Source organism: Leucobacter aridicollis, assembly GCF_024399335.1.
GTDB lineage: Bacteria > Actinomycetota > Actinomycetes > Actinomycetales > Microbacteriaceae > Leucobacter > Leucobacter aridicollis_A.
Window position 1 is genome coordinate 401,500 of the sequence record NZ_CP075339.1, and the last position, 18,839, is coordinate 420,338.

The 18,839-nt window shown below is 62.5% G+C and carries 16 protein-coding genes; 14 read left to right on the forward strand and 2 right to left on the reverse strand.

Annotation, left to right across the window (positions count from 1 at the left end):
* Window positions 1–18: 18 nt before the first annotated feature.
* The 8 genes from KI794_RS01765 (at window position 19) to KI794_RS01800 (ending at window position 7,711) form a co-directional block, all read left to right on the forward strand.
* Window positions 19–1,467, forward strand: coding sequence for an aldehyde dehydrogenase family protein (locus KI794_RS01765; protein WP_255808907.1), 1,449 nt, complete (start codon window positions 19–21; stop codon window positions 1,465–1,467).
* A gap of 76 nt (window positions 1,468–1,543) precedes the next feature.
* Window positions 1,544–2,344: a coenzyme F420-0:L-glutamate ligase gene (cofE, locus tag KI794_RS01770; RefSeq protein ID WP_255808908.1), complete on the forward strand. Its 801-nt coding sequence runs from the start codon at window positions 1,544–1,546 to the stop codon at window positions 2,342–2,344.
* Window positions 2,345–2,348: 4 nt separating this feature from the next.
* A complete protein-coding gene (locus KI794_RS01775; RefSeq protein WP_255808909.1) occupies window positions 2,349–2,981 on the forward strand; it encodes an NTP transferase domain-containing protein in 633 nt (210 codons plus the stop codon).
* 267 nt (window positions 2,982–3,248) lie between these two features.
* On the forward strand, window positions 3,249–4,049 hold the full coding sequence (locus KI794_RS01780) for an ABC transporter permease (protein ID WP_255808910.1): 801 nt from the start codon (window positions 3,249–3,251) through the stop codon (window positions 4,047–4,049).
* Window positions 4,042–4,830: an ABC transporter ATP-binding protein gene (locus tag KI794_RS01785; protein WP_255808911.1), complete on the forward strand. Its 789-nt coding sequence runs from the start codon at window positions 4,042–4,044 to the stop codon at window positions 4,828–4,830. Before KI794_RS01780 ends, KI794_RS01785 begins: the two co-directional genes overlap by 8 nt.
* Window positions 4,830–5,648, forward strand: coding sequence for an ABC transporter permease (locus tag KI794_RS01790; RefSeq protein ID WP_255808912.1), 819 nt, complete (start codon window positions 4,830–4,832; stop codon window positions 5,646–5,648). The genes KI794_RS01785 and KI794_RS01790 overlap by 1 nt, the downstream gene beginning before the upstream one ends.
* A 43-nt stretch (window positions 5,649–5,691) precedes the next feature.
* Window positions 5,692–6,843 (forward strand): ABC transporter substrate-binding protein, encoded by a 1,152-nt coding sequence (locus KI794_RS01795; RefSeq protein ID WP_255808914.1) that lies wholly within the window; start codon window positions 5,692–5,694, stop codon window positions 6,841–6,843.
* Window positions 6,844–6,847: 4 nt separating this feature from the next.
* Window positions 6,848–7,711, forward strand: a complete 864-nt coding sequence (locus KI794_RS01800) for a nitrilase-related carbon-nitrogen hydrolase (protein WP_255808916.1) — start codon at window positions 6,848–6,850, stop codon at window positions 7,709–7,711.
* 446 nt (window positions 7,712–8,157) lie between these two features.
* Here KI794_RS01800 and KI794_RS01805 read toward each other — a convergent pair whose 3' ends face one another.
* Window positions 8,158–8,793 carry a TetR/AcrR family transcriptional regulator gene (locus KI794_RS01805; protein ID WP_255808918.1) on the reverse strand — a complete coding sequence of 212 codons (636 nt, stop codon included), beginning with the start codon at window positions 8,791–8,793 and terminating at the stop codon, window positions 8,158–8,160.
* 80 nt (window positions 8,794–8,873) lie between these two features.
* Between KI794_RS01805 and KI794_RS01810 the strand changes: the two genes are divergently transcribed.
* From KI794_RS01810 to KI794_RS01825, 4 genes are read left to right on the forward strand one after another with little or no spacing between them, the layout of a single operon-like run.
* Window positions 8,874–10,265, forward strand: a complete 1,392-nt coding sequence (locus KI794_RS01810; RefSeq protein WP_255808919.1) for an amidase — start codon at window positions 8,874–8,876, stop codon at window positions 10,263–10,265.
* A complete protein-coding gene (locus KI794_RS01815) occupies window positions 10,250–11,158 on the forward strand; it encodes a carbon-nitrogen hydrolase family protein (RefSeq protein WP_255808920.1) in 909 nt (302 codons plus the stop codon). The genes KI794_RS01810 and KI794_RS01815 overlap by 16 nt, the downstream gene beginning before the upstream one ends.
* A gap of 39 nt (window positions 11,159–11,197) precedes the next feature.
* Window positions 11,198–12,598, forward strand: a complete 1,401-nt coding sequence (locus tag KI794_RS01820; protein ID WP_255808921.1) for an APC family permease — start codon at window positions 11,198–11,200, stop codon at window positions 12,596–12,598.
* Window positions 12,595–14,301 (forward strand): amidohydrolase, encoded by a 1,707-nt coding sequence (locus tag KI794_RS01825; protein WP_255808922.1) that lies wholly within the window; start codon window positions 12,595–12,597, stop codon window positions 14,299–14,301. Before KI794_RS01820 ends, KI794_RS01825 begins: the two co-directional genes overlap by 4 nt.
* A gap of 225 nt (window positions 14,302–14,526) precedes the next feature.
* On the opposite strand, the gene KI794_RS01830 is transcribed toward KI794_RS01825, so the two are convergent.
* Window positions 14,527–15,609, reverse strand: coding sequence for an LCP family protein (locus KI794_RS01830; protein WP_255808923.1), 1,083 nt, complete (start codon window positions 15,607–15,609; stop codon window positions 14,527–14,529).
* 184 nt (window positions 15,610–15,793) lie between these two features.
* Between KI794_RS01830 and KI794_RS01835 the strand changes: the two genes are divergently transcribed.
* Together KI794_RS01835 and KI794_RS01840 are read left to right on the forward strand one after the other, a co-directional pair.
* Window positions 15,794–16,285: a VanZ family protein gene (locus KI794_RS01835; RefSeq protein WP_255808924.1), complete on the forward strand. Its 492-nt coding sequence runs from the start codon at window positions 15,794–15,796 to the stop codon at window positions 16,283–16,285.
* A gap of 331 nt (window positions 16,286–16,616) precedes the next feature.
* Window positions 16,617–18,836 carry a bifunctional glycosyltransferase/CDP-glycerol:glycerophosphate glycerophosphotransferase gene (locus KI794_RS01840; protein ID WP_255808925.1) on the forward strand — a complete coding sequence of 740 codons (2,220 nt, stop codon included), beginning with the start codon at window positions 16,617–16,619 and terminating at the stop codon, window positions 18,834–18,836.
* The last annotated feature ends 3 nt before the right edge of the window (window positions 18,837–18,839 follow it).

Consider the following 18,839-nt stretch of genomic DNA (forward strand, 5'->3'; position numbering starts at 1 on the left):
CAGAACACGGAGAAAACAATGGAACGGAATGAACTCTATGTTGGAGGGTCGTGGGTCACGCCAAGCACTTCCAGCCGCGGGGAGAACTTCGACTCGAACACAGAGGAACACCTAGGGAGCTACGCTCTGGCGGGCCCAGAAGAGGTCGATCGTGCGGTGGCAGCAGCGCGCGCTACGCTCAACGACCGCAATGGCTGGGCGGGGTACTCGCCCCAGCAGCGAGCCGCCGTAATGCGTCGGTTCGCCGACGCGATTGAGCGACAACGGGACGCGATTGGCGGTCTCATCTCCCGAGAGGTCGGAACTCCATTCGAGCGTTCGCGGTTCAGCAATGCCGACACTGCTTCGTCGCTTCTGCGGTTCTACGCCGACATCATCGGGTCAACTGAGCTGGAGGATTTGCGGCCTGCCGGCCGGGGGCATTCGCTTGTGCGCCGCGAGGCCATCGGTGTCGTCGGGATGATCGCGCCCTGGAATTTTCCGCTCAGCACGTTGTTCTTCAAGCTTGCTCCTGCGCTCGCCGCTGGATGCACCGCCGTGATCAAGCCAGCATCGCTCACCGCGCTGAACTCGTTTCTGATTGCTGATGCGGCGGCCGAAGCGGGTATTCCCGCTGGCGTGATCAACATCCTGCCGTGTGACCGTGCGACGGGTGACCACCTCATCGGACATCCCGGGATCGACAAGATCGCGTTCACTGGCTCGACGCCTGTCGGTCGCAAGATTGGGCGTATGTGTGGCGAGAACCTGAAGCCAGTCACGCTCGAACTTGGTGGAAAATCGGCAGCGCTGCTGCTCGAGGACGCTTCCATCGACACGCTCATTTCCGAGTTGCACGACTTGAGCTTCTCGAACAACGGACAGGCCTGCACGAATAACTCACGCCTTATCGTGCCCGATGTGCTGTACGACGATGTCGTCGATGCCGTTGCGGCCGAGGTAGACCGATGGAAGGTAGGGAACTCGTTTGACCCGGAGACAGTCATTGGGCCGGTCGTGAGCGCAGGGCATCGCGAATCCATTGAACGCTACTACCGGATCGCGCGCGAGGAAGGTGGACGGGCTGTTGCGGGCGGGAACGCCGTGACCGGCAGGGGGTTCTTCGTCGAGCCGACCGTGTTCGCAGATGTAACACCCGACATGACGATCTTCCGCGAAGAGGTGTTCGGCCCGGCTGTATCGATCACGCGCTACAGCGGGGACCTCGAGGAGGGAATCGATCTCGCCAACGACTCGGAGTACGGGCTGTCGGGCGCCGTCTACACCGCCGACGAGACCCTAGGCATCGAAACCGCGCGGCGCATTGAGACTGGGACCGTTGCGTACAACATGTCGAACTTCGACATCGGTGCACCGTTCGGGGGTAGGAAGAACTCAGGGGTGGGCTTCGAGCTCGGTGCGGAAGCAATCATCCCGTACCTGCACTACAAGACGATCTTCACGCCGCAGGTTCCCGCGGGGTTCTGATCGTCCGCGCGGGGAGCCGGAACCCCCGGGCTCCCCTCGATCACCACAACTCACGTATCGCAAAGGAGCGAGGCGCATGCAACGAACACCTGGGTTAGAGATTATTCCGCTCATTGGCCTGCCCGAATTCACGCCGGACCACTCACTCGCGACGGAGATTGTTCGTTCGCTCGTTGGAATTGCGGTCGATGACGGTGACGTGCTTGCTGTCACAAGCAAGGTTGTCTCAAAGGTTGAGGACTGTTTCATCCCTGCCTCGGAACGCGCCAAACTCATCGAACGAGATACGGTCCGCGTTGTCGCGCGTATGCGCGGTCCCAACGCGTCTGCAATCGTCGAGAACCGCCTCGGGGTGGTCGCCGCAGCCGCGGGCGTGGACGCAAGTAACGTTGCTGGAGACTGGGTGCTCGCGCTCCCCGAGGATCCTGATGCGTCTGCTCGAAGGCTCGCGAACGAACTAAGAGATGCACTCGGCATTGATCTTGGGATCGTGATCACGGACACTGTCGGTCGGCCGTGGCGCTACGGGCAAACTGACATTGCGATCGGAAGTGCGAATGTTGCCCTCTACGCAGACGAGCGGGGAGGCGTGGACACCGCAGGGAAACCGCTTACGGTCACACAACGCTGCGTCGCTGATGAGATCGCAGCTGCTTCAGACCTCGTGAAAGGAAAGACAGCCGGAATCCCCGTAGCCCTCGTGCGGGGGTTGGGCGAGTATGTTGTTCCTGGGACTGATCAGCGCGCCCGGCATATCAACCGAGACCTCGAGTTGGATCTTTTCTCCCTCGGAACGCAAGAGGCTTTCGAAGAAGGGTACCGGTCCGCACTCGCCGCAGTTGCGGCGGGCAAGGTGCTGGACCCTCGGGCGGAGTAGGCCGATGGACGCTGCGACTGGGTGGACCGCTATCGTTCCTGTTCGCGGGTTTGGCACTGCGAAATCACGGTTGCGACCCGACCTGCCCGCTTCAACTGTGTCGGATATTGCGCGGCGTCTTGCCCAGGGATGCGTGAGAACCTTGAAACGTACGGCGCAAGTCGACGAGGTTATCGTCGTGTCTGACGTTGCAGTTCAGGAGCACTTTCCAGATGCTCAAGTGACCTTCCTTGTGCAGCAGGTTGGGGGCGGGCTCAACGGGGCCGTCCGCGAGGGGCTCGCGCTAGCTGCCAGGCGCAGTCCCCGTGCCCCACGTCTGGTGATCCATGCTGACCTTCCCGGGATCAACCCTCAGGCCGTGGACTCGCTCCTTGCCGACCTGCCAACCGGGGGCAAAGACGTTTACATTCCGGATCGTGCTGGCACAGGAACGACTGCTCTTGCTTTGCGCGCAGGCAGCCGACGCCCGGTTGGGTTTGGGGTGGGCTCTGCCGCGCGCCACTTGGCCCTCGGGTACGCACCGGTCAGGCTGCCGGCTGACAGCGTGCTGCGCAATGACCTCGACACGCTCGAGAGCTTGCGGGCACTTCGGTGGGGGTCAACCATCGACCTTTTCTCCGAGAATCCCGCGGCCTGAGCGCAAGAATCGAACCCCGTTCGGCGCACAAAGCTGTGTGATCGAAATGTGATGAGATTCGTAGCTGCGGATTCCGGAGCCGTCGGCTACCATAAATAGAACCAATGGTTCACTTTTGAAAGGGATGCAATGGCGCAGACCACATTGGCTCGGCCTTTAGCCAGTCAAAATAAGGAATTTAGGGATAAGCCGCGAGGGCCTTCCCGTCAAGGTATTCAAGCGGTCTATCGATTCATAATCACCGTTCTCGTTGCGATCCTGTCAGTTGTGCTGCTATGGGAAGGGTATAAGGCTCTTGGAACGCTCACCGGAGACAAGGTTCCGTTCACGCAGATTCCGCTGCCAATCTCAAGCTCTGACTACGCCATGCCCCATGTCGGAGTCATTCTTGGGGCGCTGGCTGAGCCCACAAGCGGAGGGGGCGGACAGACGCTCTTTGGGTATCTACTTACCCAGCTCTCTGTCACTCTCCGCGAGGCCGGAATTGGGCTCGTCATAGGCGCGTTTATCGGCTGTGTCCTGGCAGTTGCTCTTCGCGAGGTCGTTGTTCTGAGCCGCGGGCTGCTTCCGTGGCTCGTAATGTCACAAACCATCCCGCTTGTCGCATTGGCACCGATCATTGTTGTCTGGGCGGGTGCTGCTGGGCTCCCGAGCTGGGTCGCCGTCACCATCATTGCCGCGTACCTCTCGTTCTTTCCCGTTGTGATCAATATGCTTACTGGGCTGAACAGCCCTGACCCTGTGCAAGTGGAATTGATGCAGAGCGTCTCGGCCTCGCGCTGGCAGATCTTGTGGTGGCTGCGTTTCCCCTCCGCAGTGCCAAGCCTGTTCACTGGTTTGCGGCTGGCTGCGACTGCGTCGGTGATTGGTGCAATCGTTGGTGAGCTGTCCGCGGGAACGGGGCTGGGGATTGGCCGGGCCATCCTTACAGCCGCGTATTACTACAGCAACTCTCCGGAGACACTTTTCGCCGCGGTACTCGTGGCCTCTCTCGGCGGGGTTGTCTTCGTGCAAATCATTACTCTCGTAGAACTCTTCGTACTGAGAAAGAGGAACGTCAATGGCTAACGCAATTTCCATCACAAACGCCAGTAAGACCTTTCACGTGTCTGGCCAGGCAATCCCGGCGCTCGCAGATATCAACCTTGATATCGAGGAGGGGGCCTTTGTCTCGCTACTCGGCCCTTCTGGATGCGGTAAGAGCACCCTGTTGAGGCTCATTGGTGACCTGCTTGACCCTGACGAGGGAGCGGTTGGAATCTTTGGCAAGAGTGCAAAGACGAGCCGTCGTGACCGTGACTACGGCATGGTCTTTCAGCAGCCGGGACTCATGGACTGGCGCACCATCCAACAAAACGTAGAGCTCCCGCTGCAGGTTGCAGGCGTGAATGCGCAAAAGCGCGCGTCAAAGGCTCGTGAGCTGCTCGAGCTCGTGCGGTTGGACGGATTCGAAAACCACAGGCCACGTCAGCTCTCGGGCGGAATGCAGCAGCGAGCCGCAATCGCCCGTGCTCTTTCCTTCGAGCCCAAGATCTTGTTGATGGACGAGCCGCTGGGGGCCCTCGACGAGATGAACCGTGAGTATCTGCAGAGAGAATTGTTGCGAATCTGGCGTGAGACTGGCACGACGATCGTGTTCGTTACGCACAGCGTTTCTGAGGCCACGTTCCTCTCCACCGAGGTAGTCGTGATGTCCCCACGCCCAGGGCGTATCGCAACGCGCATCCCCATTGACCTGCCGTACCCGCGGGTCGATGACACTCGTTCGAGCGAGGCGTTTCATGACGCCGAGACTCATGTTCGCGAGGCGCTGCATTCCGTACTCGAACCGACTGTGGCGGGTGTCTGATGACCGCAACACAGGCAATCGGGATCGGACGACAGCCGACGGTCCGGCTCGGGCAACTCCCCAAGCTCAAAGCCGCCGTACCCGCTCTCGTTGTTGGCCTTATCGTACTGGTGGGGTGGGAGTTGATCGTGCGAGGCGCAAACGTGCCAACGTACATTCTGCCGGCACCATCAGGGATCGTTGCCCGGTTCTTCTCTGACTTCGGTGCGCTCGTGTCAGCAGCTCGTGTTACCACCGTGGGCGTCTTTGGTGGGATCCTGCTTGGGGCGAGCCTGGCGATTGTCGCTTCCCTCGTTGTGAGCCTGTTCGAACGATTCGCGAAGACGGCGCTTGTTCTCGTTGCGATACTCAGCTGCGCTCCCGTGGTTGCTCTCGCACCGATCTTTAACGCGTGGTTTGGGAGTACGAACATTTTCTCCAAGATTGCCGTTGCGGCGATCATGGTGTTCTTCCCAGTGATGGTGAACACAACAAGAGGGCTGTTGGCGGTGAATCCGTTGCACCGGGAGCTCCTTGACTCTCTTGGCGCCTCGCGTCGCCAACTTCTGCTCTACGTTCGGATCCCTGGTGCGCTCCCGTCGCTCATCGACGGGCTCAAAGTCGGCGCGACGCTCTCGGTGATCGGCATCATTGTTGCCGAGTACTTTGGCGGCACAGCGAACGCTCTCGGTGTGATGATTGCGAACTCCGCAGCGCTCTCACAGTTCACTCTCACTTGGGCCGCTGTATTCGCAGCGAGCATTCTTGGCCTTGTCGCCTACGGAGTCGTTCTGCTCGTGGGCCGTGTGCTCGTGCCATGGCAGCAGACAGTTTTGTAAATACCTATACCGAAGTTCTGTACCTCAATTAAAGGAGACATCAATGAAGATGCAACACCTCTCTAGCCGGGCTCTGCTCGCGCTTGGGGCAACGTCAGCCCTCGTCGTCGGGCTCGCTGGCTGCTCGGGTATGTCGGACCCGGGAAGCTCGAGTCAGCCCGCAAATGAGAATTGCGAAAAGGTCGACGACGTCACCGTTGTGCTGCAGTGGGTCGCGCAGGCGCAGTTCGCCGGGTACTTTGCCGCTGCCGAGGAGGGATTTTATGCGGATCAATGCCTGAACGTCACGATTCAGGAGGGAGGCACGAATGTCGTGCCCCAACAGGTTCTCGCGTCAGGCAACGCGCAGTTTGCGGTGAGTCACGTGGTGAAGAGCATGGCCTCTCGGGAAGAGGGCGCGGACATTGTGAACATTTCGCAGATCTTCCAGCACGGAGCGTATCTCGAAGTGGCGTGGGCCGACTCCGGGATCGAAAAGCTCCAGGACTTTGTGGGGAAGAAGGTCGGTTCCTGGGGCGGCGGCAACGACCTGACCTTGAGATCGGCCCTCGAAGGCGAGGGTGTCGACTTCGAGAAGGACTTTGATGTCGTCCAGCAGCCGTTCGACATGTCGCTGCTGTTGAACCGCGAAGCTGACGTCGTTCAGGCGAAGACGTACAACGAGTATGCACAGCTGCTCGCCACGAAGAACCCCGACACGGGCGAGCTCTACCAGCCCGAGGACTTCTCTGTCATTAACCTCCAGGAGCTCGGCTACCAGACACTGGAGGACGGGATCTACGCGGGAGGAAAGTGGCTCAACGAAGGCGACAACGCTGACATCGCAGCCCGATTCCTCGCCGCAACTTATCAGGGGTGGGCTTCGTGCCGCGACGACGCCAAGCAGTGCGTTGGCTACGTTCTCGAACGGGGCAGCGCGCTCGGAGAGAGCCACCAGATGTGGATGATGAATGAGATCAATAAGCTCATCTGGGATGGGGCAACGGCAGAGATCGGAACGCTCAAGCAGGCTGATTGGGACCAGACGATCGACATAGCTTTGGCTGGCGGAGTGATCTCGGAGAAGCCTGATGCGGACGCCTTCCGGACCGATGTTCACACAGCAGCACTTGGATTGCTCGAGGAAAGTGACGTCGATTTGATCGGGGCTGACTTCGAACCGATGACGGTTACTCTCACCGAGGGCGGGAAGTAAACCGATGGTTGACCCGGACGAACGCTCGAGCACCAGCATCGTCGTAGCGTGCGCGCAGACGGACCCAATTCTGGGCGACATCGAAGCAAACACTGACATGACGGTGGAAGCTATCCGGGGCGCGGTAGCGCTCGGAGCGGACGTTATTGTCCTTCCAGAGTGTGCGAGTGGGGGCTGGGCGTTCGCCGACCGGGCAGAGTCTGCGGCTGCTGCGCAACCGCTCACCGGCTCGACAATTCGCGCCTGGGAACAGTTGGCCAAGGAGCACAACGTCTGGGTCAGCGGCGGCTTCGGCGAGAAGGCAGACGGGGGCGCGCTGTACAACAGCGCGGTGCTCGTTGGTCCGAACGGGGTCGAATCGCTCTACCGCAAGGTCCATCTTTGGAACTCGGAGAACCTGGCGTTTGATCCAGGCAACCTTGGGTACCCCGTTACCGAAACCCCGTTTGGACGGGTGGGGATGTTGATCTGCTACGACGCGTGGGTACCTGAGAGCTTTCGATCGCTGGCCGTGGAGGGTGCCGACCTGGTTCTCGCTCCGAGTGACTGGGTACCCAACCCACACCAACCCGCAGACATGCCGCCCCTTGCGCACCTCATGGTCACCGCAGGAGCGCACAGCAATCAAATGTATGTCGCAGCTGCAAGTAGGTACGGCATCGAGCGCGGACAGCAGTTCATCGGAAGCAGCATGATCGCCGATCACACCGGATGGCCGTTGGCACGGGCCGGAGGGGGCAAAGAGATCATCGTCGCGCAGATTGACCCCATAGGCTCTCGTAGCGCACGTCGAAACGACCCCTTCAACAGGCCGCTATGGGACCGGCGTGTAAGCCAGTACGAGATGGGTGAGGTCAGAGCACGCTGACACGAATACGGCGGCCTGGGGCAGGTTCCGCGAACGCGGGATCAACCCCAGGCCGCCTTCGTTGTTCCCATTTCCTAGCCGGCCCGGCGCGTGCTCGCGTAGTGGTCGAGCGCACCGTCGCGCATCGCCGCCCGAAGCACCTCGATCTCTGTCTAGTTGGGCAGCACGATCGACTGATCGTCACCATGGATGAGAGACATAGTCTTCGCGGACGGACCCAGGCGAGCTCTTCGGGGCCTTGTGAATCAAGTTGCTGCGGCGGGTAGCTGGATCTTGTCGTGCGGGGGCTGCGGGGCACGCTCTCCCTAGCCGCCGCGAAAGAGTAGTGTTCCTGCCAAACGGCCTGTTTTCAGCGGTAGGTTTCGGGCGTTTTGGCGAGAAACGTGCTCTTTGGCGGGACTGGGCGAGGCATGGCCGGGCTAGGCTGGGCTGAGCCTGGGATGCCGCTAGGGCGTGAACTCGCGCTCGAACCCGGCGATGAACACATCGAGGCCGTGGTCAAACGCCGTGAGCGTGCGGAGCGCGGTGAGTGGCGAATCGTCGGCAGGCTCAGCGGCCTCGTCGAGGGGTAGCGTGCGCGCCCACACCATGAGAAACCCGGTCGCGTACGCGTCGAGGGCGCCGAGCACCTCGTATGCTCGATCGGCTGGAACGCCCGCGCGGCGCAGCGACTCGACGATTCCCTCGAGGTGCTCGGCGACGGCGGCGGCCCCGTAGGGCGCGAGCGCGAGGAGCTCGAAAGACGCCGGGTAGGCGGCGGCGAGGTCGCGGTACGCGAAGAGCGAAGCGCGGATCTGCTCTTGCCAGGTGGGGTAGGTGGTGCCTGTCACCAGCAGGAGCCTGCTGCGCTCAAGAAGCTCCTGCACGATGGCTGCGATGAGGTCGTCGCGGTTCTTCACGTGCGAGTACAGGCTCATCGTGCCGCAGCCAAGCGTCGATGCGAGTGTTCGCATCGACAGCTTCGTCAGCCCGTTCTCCTCGATGAAGGTGATTGCCGCGTCGGTGATTGAGGCCCGGCTCAGGGGGGCTGGCTGTTCGGCTCCCTGATCGGCGTTCGACTGAAACTCTTGACACTCGGACATTTCTTCACTTTACTAGCCATACATCGCGCACCGTACAGTGTACGGCGACGCAACGAAGCGTCCGATACTAAGGGAGAAGTATGTCAATCACCCACCTGACAGCCACAGAGGCGACGGCACTGTTCGAGTCGGGAGAGCTCTCGCCAGTCGAGCTCCTCACCCAGACGCTCGCGCGGCTCGACCACGCGGAGCCAGCGATCAACGCAGTCAGCGAAGACCTGCGTGAGTCGGCATACGCTGCCGCGAAGGAGTCCGAGCAGCGTTTCAGGGACGGCACCGCTCGGCCGCTCGAAGGGATCCCACTGATCCTCAAGGACGAGCAGCCGATCAAAGGACATCTTGCCCAGGACGGCTCCCTGCTGCTCAAAGGAGAGCGCGCCGACGTCACACACCCACTCGTCGAGCGCATCGCCGCGGCGGGCGCCGTCATCCACGCGCGCGCGACCAACCCCGAGTTCTGTTGCTCCTCGGTGACGCACTCGAAGCTGTGGGGCGTGACCCGCAACCCGCACAACACCGACATCACGCCCGGTGGCTCCTCGGGCGGCTCTGGTGCGGTGCTCGCCGCAGGATCGACTCTGCTCGCCACGGGCTCAGACATCGGTGGATCGATCCGCATTCCCTCCTCCTTCTGCGGCGTCGTCGGCTTCAAGCCGCCATTCGGCCGAATCCCAGGCCTTGCCCCGTTCAACAGCGACACCTACTGCGCAGACGGGCCGATGGGGCGATCGGTTGCAGACGTCGCGCGGTTGCAGAACGTGATGGCTGGCGCGTGGCCGGGGGACCAAGCCTCGCTCCGCGAACGGCTCACGCTCACCGCTCACCCTGACGCACTCGCGGGCACGCGGATCGCGCTCTGCCTCACGCTCGGCGACTACGAGCTCGACCCCGCGGTCCGCGCGAACACCCTCGCCGTCGGCGAAGCGCTGCGGGCAGCGGGAGCCACTGTCGACGAGGTCGAGCTGCCATGGACGAAGCACGAGATCTTCGAGCTCATGTGGACCCACTTCGGCGCGATCATGGGCACCTCGATCGAGGACACGCTGCACGGTGATGAGAGCCGCCGCGAGCTCATGATGCCGTACACCCGCGCGTTCGTTGACCGCGCCGGCAGCTCGCTGAGCTACGCGGAGGGGCTCGAGGGAGAAACGCGGTTCTACCGCCCGCTCGGTGAGCTGCTCGAGAGCTACGACGCTCTTGTCTGCCCGACGGTCGCGAGCACCGACCTCGCGGCCGACGCCCCAGCCGACAACATCGACGAGGTGTTCAGCACCATGCTGACGATGCCGTTCAACATCATCGGCAGGGTGCCTGTGCTCGCAGTACCCTCGGGCCGCGCCTCAAACGGGGTGCCCACCGGCGTACAAATTGTCGGGCGCACGTACGACGACCAGACTGTGTTCAGTATCGGCGCGGCGCTTGAGGCCGAGCTTTCGCTCTGGACCGGAGCTGACTGGTGGCCGAGCCTGTGAACGGCGAGGAAGCCGTGACCGGAGGGAGCGGCTCCCGCGCGCTCCCTATCGCGCTCATGCAGCTGACCTCGTCGCCGTCGCTCGACGCGCTTGAGGCGGAGGTCTCCCGGGTGCTCGCCTCGTACCCCGCGACAGAACTCATCGTGTTCCCGGAGCTGCACCTCACGAACCCCGCGGAGGGCTTCACAGGTAGCGACGCGCTCGCCGACAACGCCGAGCCGATCGACGGCCCCCGATGCGCGCGACTCGCTGAGATCGCACGGACGCACGGCGTCTGGCTCATTCCCGGCAGCGTCGTCGAGGCAGACGGCGACGCGCGCTTCAACACGATGCCCGTCTACTCGCCGGCCGGCGAACTCGTCGCAAGCTACCGCAAGATTTTTCCGTGGCGGCCCTACGAAACCTGCACGCCAGGCAACCAGATCGTCTCATTCGACATCCCAGGCAGAGGGCGGATCGGGCTCACCATTTGCTACGACGCCTGGTTCCCCGAGATCCACCGACAACTCGCCTGGGACGGCTGCGAGGCGATCATCAACGTCGTGCTCACGCCGACGATAGACCGAGAGCAGGAGCTCGTGCTCGCCCGCGCGAACGCGATAGTCAACCAGGTCTTCATCGCGAGCGTGAACGCTGCGACCCCGGCGGGCGTCGGCCAGAGCCTCATCGTCGACCCCGAGGGCCGAGTGCGCAGCCGTGCGGTCGGCGCGGAGCCCTGCGTCGTGACCGACGTGCTGAGGCTCGGTACCGCCCGCGAGGTCCGCACGTCGGGCACTGCCGGGCTCAACCGAGTCTGGCAGCAGTTCGACGGCATCGAAGACGGCGCCGCCATAGACCTTCCCATCTACGGGGGCCGGATCACGCCAGCAACCTGGCGCCCCGCTTCCCACTAACACCAACCCAGCCACCCGATCTCAAAGGAGCGATCAGCAATGTCAGAACAGGTGAAGAAACTCATTCCCCAATTGGGGCTCACAGGCCTGGTGGTCTTCGGCCTCTCGTACATGGCGCCAGCCGTCGTCATCGCGACCTTCGGGGTCATCGCGACGCTGTCGCACGGCGCTTCAGCGCTCGCATACGTCTTCGCGACCCTCGCGATGGTGCTCACGGCCCTGAGCTACGGAAAGCTCGCGCGGGCGTTCCCTGCGGCCGGCTCAATTTACACGTACGCAAGGCGCACGCTCGGCGGCAAAGTCGGGTTTCTGTCGGGCTGGGTGATCCTGCTCGACTACATGTTCCTCCCGATGGTCGCCTGGCTCATCACCGCGCTCTACTTCTCAGCGCAGTTCCCCTTCCTGCCGCCGTGGGCGTGGGGCCTGATCCTTATCGCGTTCTGCACCCTCGTGAACGTCGTCGGGCTAAAACTCGCCGACAGGTTCAACAGGGTGCTGCTCCTGCTCACCCTCGTCGGTGTGCTCGCGCTCATCGGCTTCGGCATCGCGTTCGCCTCGGGAACCACGAACGAAGTGAGTGTCGCGATCTGGCCCGAGGGCGCGACGATCTCCGCGGTCGCTGCGGGCGCGGCAGTCGCCGCCTACTCCTTCCTCGGGTTTGACGCGGTGAGCACGCTCAGCGAGGAAGTCAAAGACCCGAAGCGCAACGTTCCGCGCGGCATCGTCTACGTGGTACTTGCAGGTGGCGTGATCTTCGTGCTCACCTCCTTCGTCATGCAGTGGTCGCACCCCGGCACCGAGTTCGCAAACACCGACACCGCCGGCTTTGAAGTGCTGAACCTCATTGGCGGGCCGGTGTTTGCGGGGCTCGTGAACTCGACGATCCTGATCGGCGGGATCGCCTCCTGCGTCGCCGTACAAGCGAGCGGGAGCCGACTGCTCTTCGTGATGGGCCGCGACGGCGTCTTCCCGCGGAAGGCGTTCGCGTTCTTGCACGACAAGTTCCGCACACCGGTCTTCAACCTCCTGCTCATCGCCGCGATCGGCCTCATCGGACAGTTCCTCACCGTCGGCGACGCGACCTCGCTCATCAACTTTGGCGCGTTCCTCGCCTTCACCGTCGCGAACGTCTGCGTCTTCGTGCTCTGGTTCAAAAACCGCGACAGGATGCCGATTCGCACCCACTTCTTCGGGTTCATCCTCATCCCCGTGCTCGGCGCGGCAGTCGACCTGTTCCTGCTCTTCAGCCTCGGCCCGCTCGCCCTGACTGTCGGGGGCCTCTGGCTCGCGGCAGGAGTCGTCTACCTCGCGTTCCTCACGAAGGGCTTCCGCAGGCCGGCTCCCGGGCTTGACATCGACGGCGCCGAGCGCGGCGACGCTGGCGCGCAGGTGAGCACACGCACCGCCGCCGCGCCCGCCCTCGGGGAGGAGATCGAATGAGCGAGGCGACTGACCAAGGCGCACTGGCTGGCGCAGGGGCCGGAGTAGCGGCCGATACCGGAACGGGAAGCGCTGCGGCGTTCGGTTCCGGAGGCTCCCTCGCCGTCGTGGGTGCCCGCCTGCGGCGGAACGTCGCGGAAAGCGGTGAAGGTGCTGCGACAGCGATCCTTATCGAGGGCGGCGTCATCACCGCTGTCGGCACCGACGACGAGATCCGTCAGGCGGCGCCCGCAGGCATCGAGATCATCGACGCTCGCGGCGGCACGCTCACGCCAGGCCTCTGGGATTCGCACGCCCACCCAGACTCCGGGGCAGTGTCGACCCGAGGTATCGACCTCGGCGGTGTGAGCACGATCGCCGAGCTGCGTGACCGCCTTGCCGCCGAGCACGCGAGGCTCGCCCCGGGCGAGTGGCTCGAGGGGTGGAACCTCGAGTACGAGATGTTCGAGGTGGGCGGCATCGACCGCTCGGCGTTTGAGGAAGTGACTGGCGACCGCCCAGTCTTCCTCAGGTTCTACGACGGGCACACAGGTCTCGCCTCGGGGGCGGCGCTCGCCGCAGCCGGGGTCGAAGAGCCGATCCGCTACCCAGACGGCAGCGAGACCGTCGTCGACGAGACGGGCCGCTTCACTGGCGAGCTCTGCGAGATGTCGGTGCTGAGCTTCATGACCGAGGCCGTACCGATGGCCGACCTCGAGGCCGAGCTCGACAGGCTCGAAGCCGTGCTGCTGCGGTTCGCAGCCGCCGGACTCACAGGCTGCGCCATCATGGACGGCGGCCCGCGCACCCGCGAGATGCTTCGCGAACTCGAATCGCGCGGGAGGCTCCCGCAGCGCATCGTCGTGCACGAATGGCACAGGGTGCATTTCACGGATGCGGATCAGGATCGGATCATCGCCGCGAAAGACGAACGCGGCCGCCTGTGGGAGGGCGGCGCAGTAAAACTCTTCTCAGACGGAGTGATCGACACTGGGACAGCGCTGCTGCACGAGCTCGACACGCAGGGAGAGGGGCTGCGCGCGGCGTGGCCGGAATGGCCCGAATATCTGCGGGTGCTCGGCCGCTACCACGACGCGGGGATGCTCGTCGCGACGCACGCTGTCGGAGACCGGGCGGTGAACGACGTGCTCGACGCCTACGCAGACCTGCCGGCGCGGGCAGCCGGGCTCCCCGCGCACTCGATCGAACATCTCGAGGTGATGAGCGACGCAGACGTTGCGAAGCTCGGCGGCTCTGGCATCACCGCATCCATGCAGCCCCTGCACATGCAGTGGCGCAGGGAAGACAACTCAGACAACTGGTCGCAGCGCCTTGGCGAGGATCGCTGGGGCACAGGCTACCGGGCCCAGAGCGTACTCGACGCCGGTGCGCGGCTCACACTCGGATCTGATTGGCCCGTCGCCGACTACGACCCCCGCGTCGGAATGGCATGGGCACGCGGACGCCACGACCCGTCGGCCGGGCAGGCGCCCTTCGAGCCAGGCGAACGGCTGACAGGCGAAGACACCCTCCTCGCGTACACGCTGTGGCCTGCCCTTGCCCGCGGACACAGCGACAGGGGGCACCTCTCGGTGGGGGCTGTCGGCGACGTCACACTGTTCGGTGGCGACCCAGTGGCGGCGAAGCCTGAGGCGCTGCCCGGCCTGCCAGTGCTGCTCACCGTCGTTGACGGGCGCGTCGTGCACCGAAGCGAGGGCGTGTAGGCGGCTCCGGGGTGCCTGGGGCCCTGGGGCCTGGGGTGCCTGGGGCCCCGGGTGCCTGGGGCCTGGGTGACTGGGCCCCTGGGGCCTGGGTGACTGGGGTGCCGGGGGCCTGGTGACGCGGTTCTCTCGTGCTCGAGTGGGCAGTCGTTGTCGCATGGGCTGTCGGTTGGCGACAACAACTGTCAACTCCGGGCAGGCTGAGTCCGGCCCGGGCTGCCTGCTGCCCTAGCCTGGCTGCTCGGAGCCCGGCTGGCGTGTCTCCGCGTAGTGGTCGAGTGTGCCGTCTCGCATCGCGTCGCGGAGCAACTCAATCTCGGCCCAGTCGGGCAGCACGATTGACTGCCCGTCGCCCGACGTGCCGGTGCCGAGGGTCGGGCTCGTGAAGAACGAGATATCGCCCTTGCGGATGTTTCGCATGTCGTAGCCAAGTCCTGCGGCCTTCGTCAGCGTGAGATCCTGATCGACGATGAGGTATGGCTTCAGCGCATCGAACGTTGCCGTGATCTTGCCCGGGTTCGTCAGCGTCTCCTTGCTGAGCATCTGCGAGAGCAGGCCCTTCAGGTAGATCTGCTGGTTACGGGCACGCTGGTAGTCACCATCGTCGAACGCGTAACGCTCGCGCACGAACCCGAGCGCTTCCTCGCCGCTGAGAGTGATCTTGCCCTGTGCGAAGTCGAAGCTGCCGTGATGCGAGGTGAACGCGATCGGGTTGTCGACTGTTACGCCGCCGACGGCGTCGGTGAGGCCTTTGAATGAGTCGAAGTCGACGAGCGCGACGTGGTCGATGCGTGCGTCGATGAAGTTCTCAACCGTATTCACCGCGAGCGGGATGCCGCCGAAGGCGACAGCGGCGTTGATCTTCGCCTCGCCGTGGCCTTGGATCTCGACCCAGTTATCGCGCATGATCGACATGACCGTGACGTGGTCGCGGTTCGGTGAGATCTGCGCGACCATGATCGCGTCGCTGCGGAATCCTTTCAGGTCTTCGGCGCTCGCATTCGGGTCTGTGGTGTCGCGCGAGTCGGATCCGAGTAGCAGCACGTTGATCGGTGCATTCTTGCCTGCGGGAGGCTCGACGGCCGCGGGGCGTTCGAGGGTCGGGTCGACTGTGTCGACGCGTTCGATCTCGTTGTACGCGTTGCTCAACAGGGCGTAGGCGACACCCGCGCCGATGCCGATGAGGGCGAGGATCGACCCGATAACGATGAGGGTGTTGCGCAGACCGTGCCGCTTCTTTGGTGCTTGATTCTTCGACTCCTCGGAGGCTTCAGACAGCATCTTTTCGAACTCGGTTAGGTTGTCACCCATGCGGTGCTCCCTCGGGGTAGGTGTGGCGCGACGACGCTCGGCCAACGGCGGGAGCAACGTAGATTCGGCAGCTTTCAGGGTAACCGAGGCGTCTCGCGTTCGCCAATCATCGAGAGTATTGCCAGGCTCCAAACGGCTAGACTGCGTGTTTGCGCGGTACGCGTACGCACGAGGGAGGCCCACAGTGACCGATTCACCGGACGGGATTAAGGGATCGCGCAGGCGCCTCTCAGCCCGTCAGCGGGTTGGGATCGTCGGCCTCGGGTTGGTTCTTCTCGTTGCACTCGCGATCACGCTCAACCCGACCCCGGTAGATCGCGGGCGCGGCGATGACATCCGCGCCTTCCTTAACGTGCTGCATGGGTGTGGTGTTCCAGAGTCGTTTGGCTACCTGCAGCTTGAGTTCACGGCGAACGTCATCATGTTCGTGCCGCTCGGTCTCTTCTTTGCTTTGCTCGGGGCTGGACGCAGGTGGTGGGTCGCGGCGATCCTCTTCCCGTTTGCGCTCTCGTGCGGCATCGAGTTAGCGCAGCTCATGTTTCTGCCCGAGCGCTTTGCGGACGTATCCGACATCATCGCGAACACGATAGGTGGCTGGATCGGGGTCGCGATCGCCGCCCTCTTGCCAGGCAGGCGCGTTTCAGGCGCTGCTCAGGAGTCGTTCAGCGCTTCGTAGGCTTCCCGTAACCTGGCTCTGACGTAATGAAGGCATGAGGAAATTGCTGCACCGCCTGCTTGACCTGCGCAGTGATGCACCCGCCTACCGCACACTCGATTGCCGCCACGGACTGCACGCAGGCTGCGCCGTGTGTGATTGCGGGTGCCACACGTAGGTGCGGAGCGGCCGCACGCGTAACCGCACAGGCTTGCACGCCTATTCTCGGTCGGGCCGCACGGTCTGGCATGCAATTCCTATGGGTATAGCTATGATTGGCTAAGGACCAAGCGCAGAAGCTCCGTGTCACGTGGAGTGCAATTCCGCCCGTGAACGGAGTAGGCTACGCCTGTTGGGTTTTTTGCTCGGCATAGGCGCCTCGACTCTACCCGGAGACATACAACAGAGCATGTTGGCAAAATCTCGCACCAGCCCACTGGTGAGCGTGATCGTGCCTGTTTTCAACGGCGAGCAGTTCTTGTCGCGCTGTCTGGACTCGATATTCGCGCAGACAATGCCCGATTTCGAGGTGCTCGTCGTCAACGACGGGTCGACCGACCGCACCGCGAGTATCCTCGCTGACTATGCGGCACGCCACCAACAGCTCGTCGTTCTGGAACAGGCGAACGCGGGCCAGGGTGCGGCGCGCAACCGGGCCCTCGACCTAGCGCGCGGCGAGTTCGTGCTCTTCGTGGACGCTGACGACTTCATCGAACGCGTCACACTCCAGGTGACGACGGAGCGGGCGCTCGAGGACGAGTCTGATCTCGTGCACTTTGATTGGAAGTTCATCCGGCCAAAGCCCGACCACTTGGGCAAGTACGACTACTACAACATCGAGCCCTTCTGGCACCAACGGATGCTTGAGGGGGCTGAATGCGAGCAGCTGTTTCGCATGCACAGCTACTTCAGCGTCACCAACCTCTATCGGCGCTCGTTTCTTGAAAGGCACGACCTGCGCTATGAGGAAGGGCAGATTTACGAAGACAATCCCTTCCTCGCGCAGGTGTTCTCTCTGGTTGAGCGTGTCTCGCTCGTTCACTCGCCCCTATACATAATCCAGGCAAGCCCAAACTCATCAACGAAATCGGGAACTGATACTCCCAGACATATGAGAGACCACCTTTCTGCAGTTCGAAAGAGTTTCGCCACAATATCGCCACGAACCCCCGCAACGCTTGGTGACCTCGCCGAATATCACCTCGAGAAGTTTTCCACCTACTACGGACGCCGGGTGCCTAAGCAGTTGCGAGCAGAATATGCGCGAGAGTTCGTCGAGATTCTCGCCGCGCAAGACCTCCAATTCACGACCTTTGGTAGAAAGACCAGCTGGCTCACGAAGGCGTGCCTCAAGCTTCGAGTCTTCGAGGATGACAAACCACAGACTCTCCAGCGTCTGATCGTTTGGAAGGACTTCGCGACGCCCCCTGCGAAGAAGCTTGTATCCGCAGGTAAAAAGACGAAGCGGCGGCTACGGCATCCGTTGCGGACCATCAACACGGTCGTCTCTGGCAGATCTCCTGAGGTTGCTCCGGGTACGATTCTTTTTCTTGGGTTCGACTACCGTTACACAGGGAACTCGCGAGCGCTTTTCGAGGAACTGCTCGCCGACGAGCGCTTCCGAGATCGTGACATCCGCTTTGCAACGACGGATGCACGTGTGCCATCCAGACACCGAATTCGCCCCGAATCTATTGCCTTTACACGTGCAGCCGAACGCTCTGAGTTCGTCATTGCTGAGACCTGGGTTCCTGCGTCCGTTCCAAAGAGCGCGGGCTCTACATGGGTTCAGCTGTGGCACGGTACACCGATCAAGCGGATGCTCTTTGACTCGCATGAACGGGAAATCACTAAGGCTCGACCGGCGCATAAGGTCAACAAGTACAAGGACATCCAGCGGTGGGACTATTTCGTCGTTGATGGGGAGCTTGCTGCTGAGCGATTCTCGACGGCATTTTTGCTGCCGCAAGAGCGGTTGCTTTTCTCGGAGTACCCGCGAACTAAGGTGACTCGGCAGGGATCGTTGTCCGGTCGTTCTGACTCACTCTCGTTCTCGGCTGACCGCGCGAAGCTATCGGTTGCCCGGAAGGAAGGGAAGATTGCTCTCTATTTGCCGACGTGGAGGGACTACAATTACGCACGTGGCGAGTCGGGCAGATGTGACTCCTACCAAAACGGTGTGCTTGAGCACTTCCTGCATGCATCGGGAAATGATCTGCTTCTGTTTAAAGAACACCAGTACCTGCCATCAAAAGAAGTGCGGGCAGGTGCGAGAATACTGACCGTCAACGATGTCGATGCCGAAGACTTGCTCGCCGTGTGTGATTTTGTTGTGTCTGACTATTCTTCGGTAATATTCGATGCTCATTCTCTCGGTATCCCGGTTGTTGTTCACCGCCCGGATGAAAGGGAATTTGAGGCTTCGCGGGGCTCGTATCCGGACCCGTTCCCTATGCCTCTATGGGGCACGACGGATCCAAATGCAGTGAGTTCTGCACCGCTGATTCCGGGACACGCAAGTAGCAGTCAGAACAACCTCATGGAGTTTCTTGAGTCGGCCAGCAAAGCCTGACGC

Coding starts and splice junctions, on each gene's coding strand:
- KI794_RS01805 (WP_255808918.1), bottom strand. CDS start 8,793: ATGTCCGAGTGTCAAGAGTTTCAGTCGAACGCCGATCAGGGAGCCGAA.
- KI794_RS01775 (WP_255808909.1), top strand. CDS start 2,349: ATGGACGCTGCGACTGGGTGGACCGCTATCGTTCCTGTTCGCGGGTTT.
- KI794_RS01820 (WP_255808921.1), top strand. CDS start 11,198: ATGTCAGAACAGGTGAAGAAACTCATTCCCCAATTGGGGCTCACAGGC.
- KI794_RS01825 (WP_255808922.1), top strand. CDS start 12,595: ATGAGCGAGGCGACTGACCAAGGCGCACTGGCTGGCGCAGGGGCCGGA.
- cofE (WP_255808908.1), top strand. CDS start 1,544: ATGCAACGAACACCTGGGTTAGAGATTATTCCGCTCATTGGCCTGCCC.
- KI794_RS01800 (WP_255808916.1), top strand. CDS start 6,848: ATGGTTGACCCGGACGAACGCTCGAGCACCAGCATCGTCGTAGCGTGC.
- KI794_RS01830 (WP_255808923.1), bottom strand. CDS start 15,609: ATGGGTGACAACCTAACCGAGTTCGAAAAGATGCTGTCTGAAGCCTCC.
- KI794_RS01790 (WP_255808912.1), top strand. CDS start 4,830: ATGACCGCAACACAGGCAATCGGGATCGGACGACAGCCGACGGTCCGG.
- KI794_RS01810 (WP_255808919.1), top strand. CDS start 8,874: ATGTCAATCACCCACCTGACAGCCACAGAGGCGACGGCACTGTTCGAG.
- KI794_RS01795 (WP_255808914.1), top strand. CDS start 5,692: ATGAAGATGCAACACCTCTCTAGCCGGGCTCTGCTCGCGCTTGGGGCA.
- KI794_RS01785 (WP_255808911.1), top strand. CDS start 4,042: ATGGCTAACGCAATTTCCATCACAAACGCCAGTAAGACCTTTCACGTG.
- KI794_RS01765 (WP_255808907.1), top strand. CDS start 19: ATGGAACGGAATGAACTCTATGTTGGAGGGTCGTGGGTCACGCCAAGC.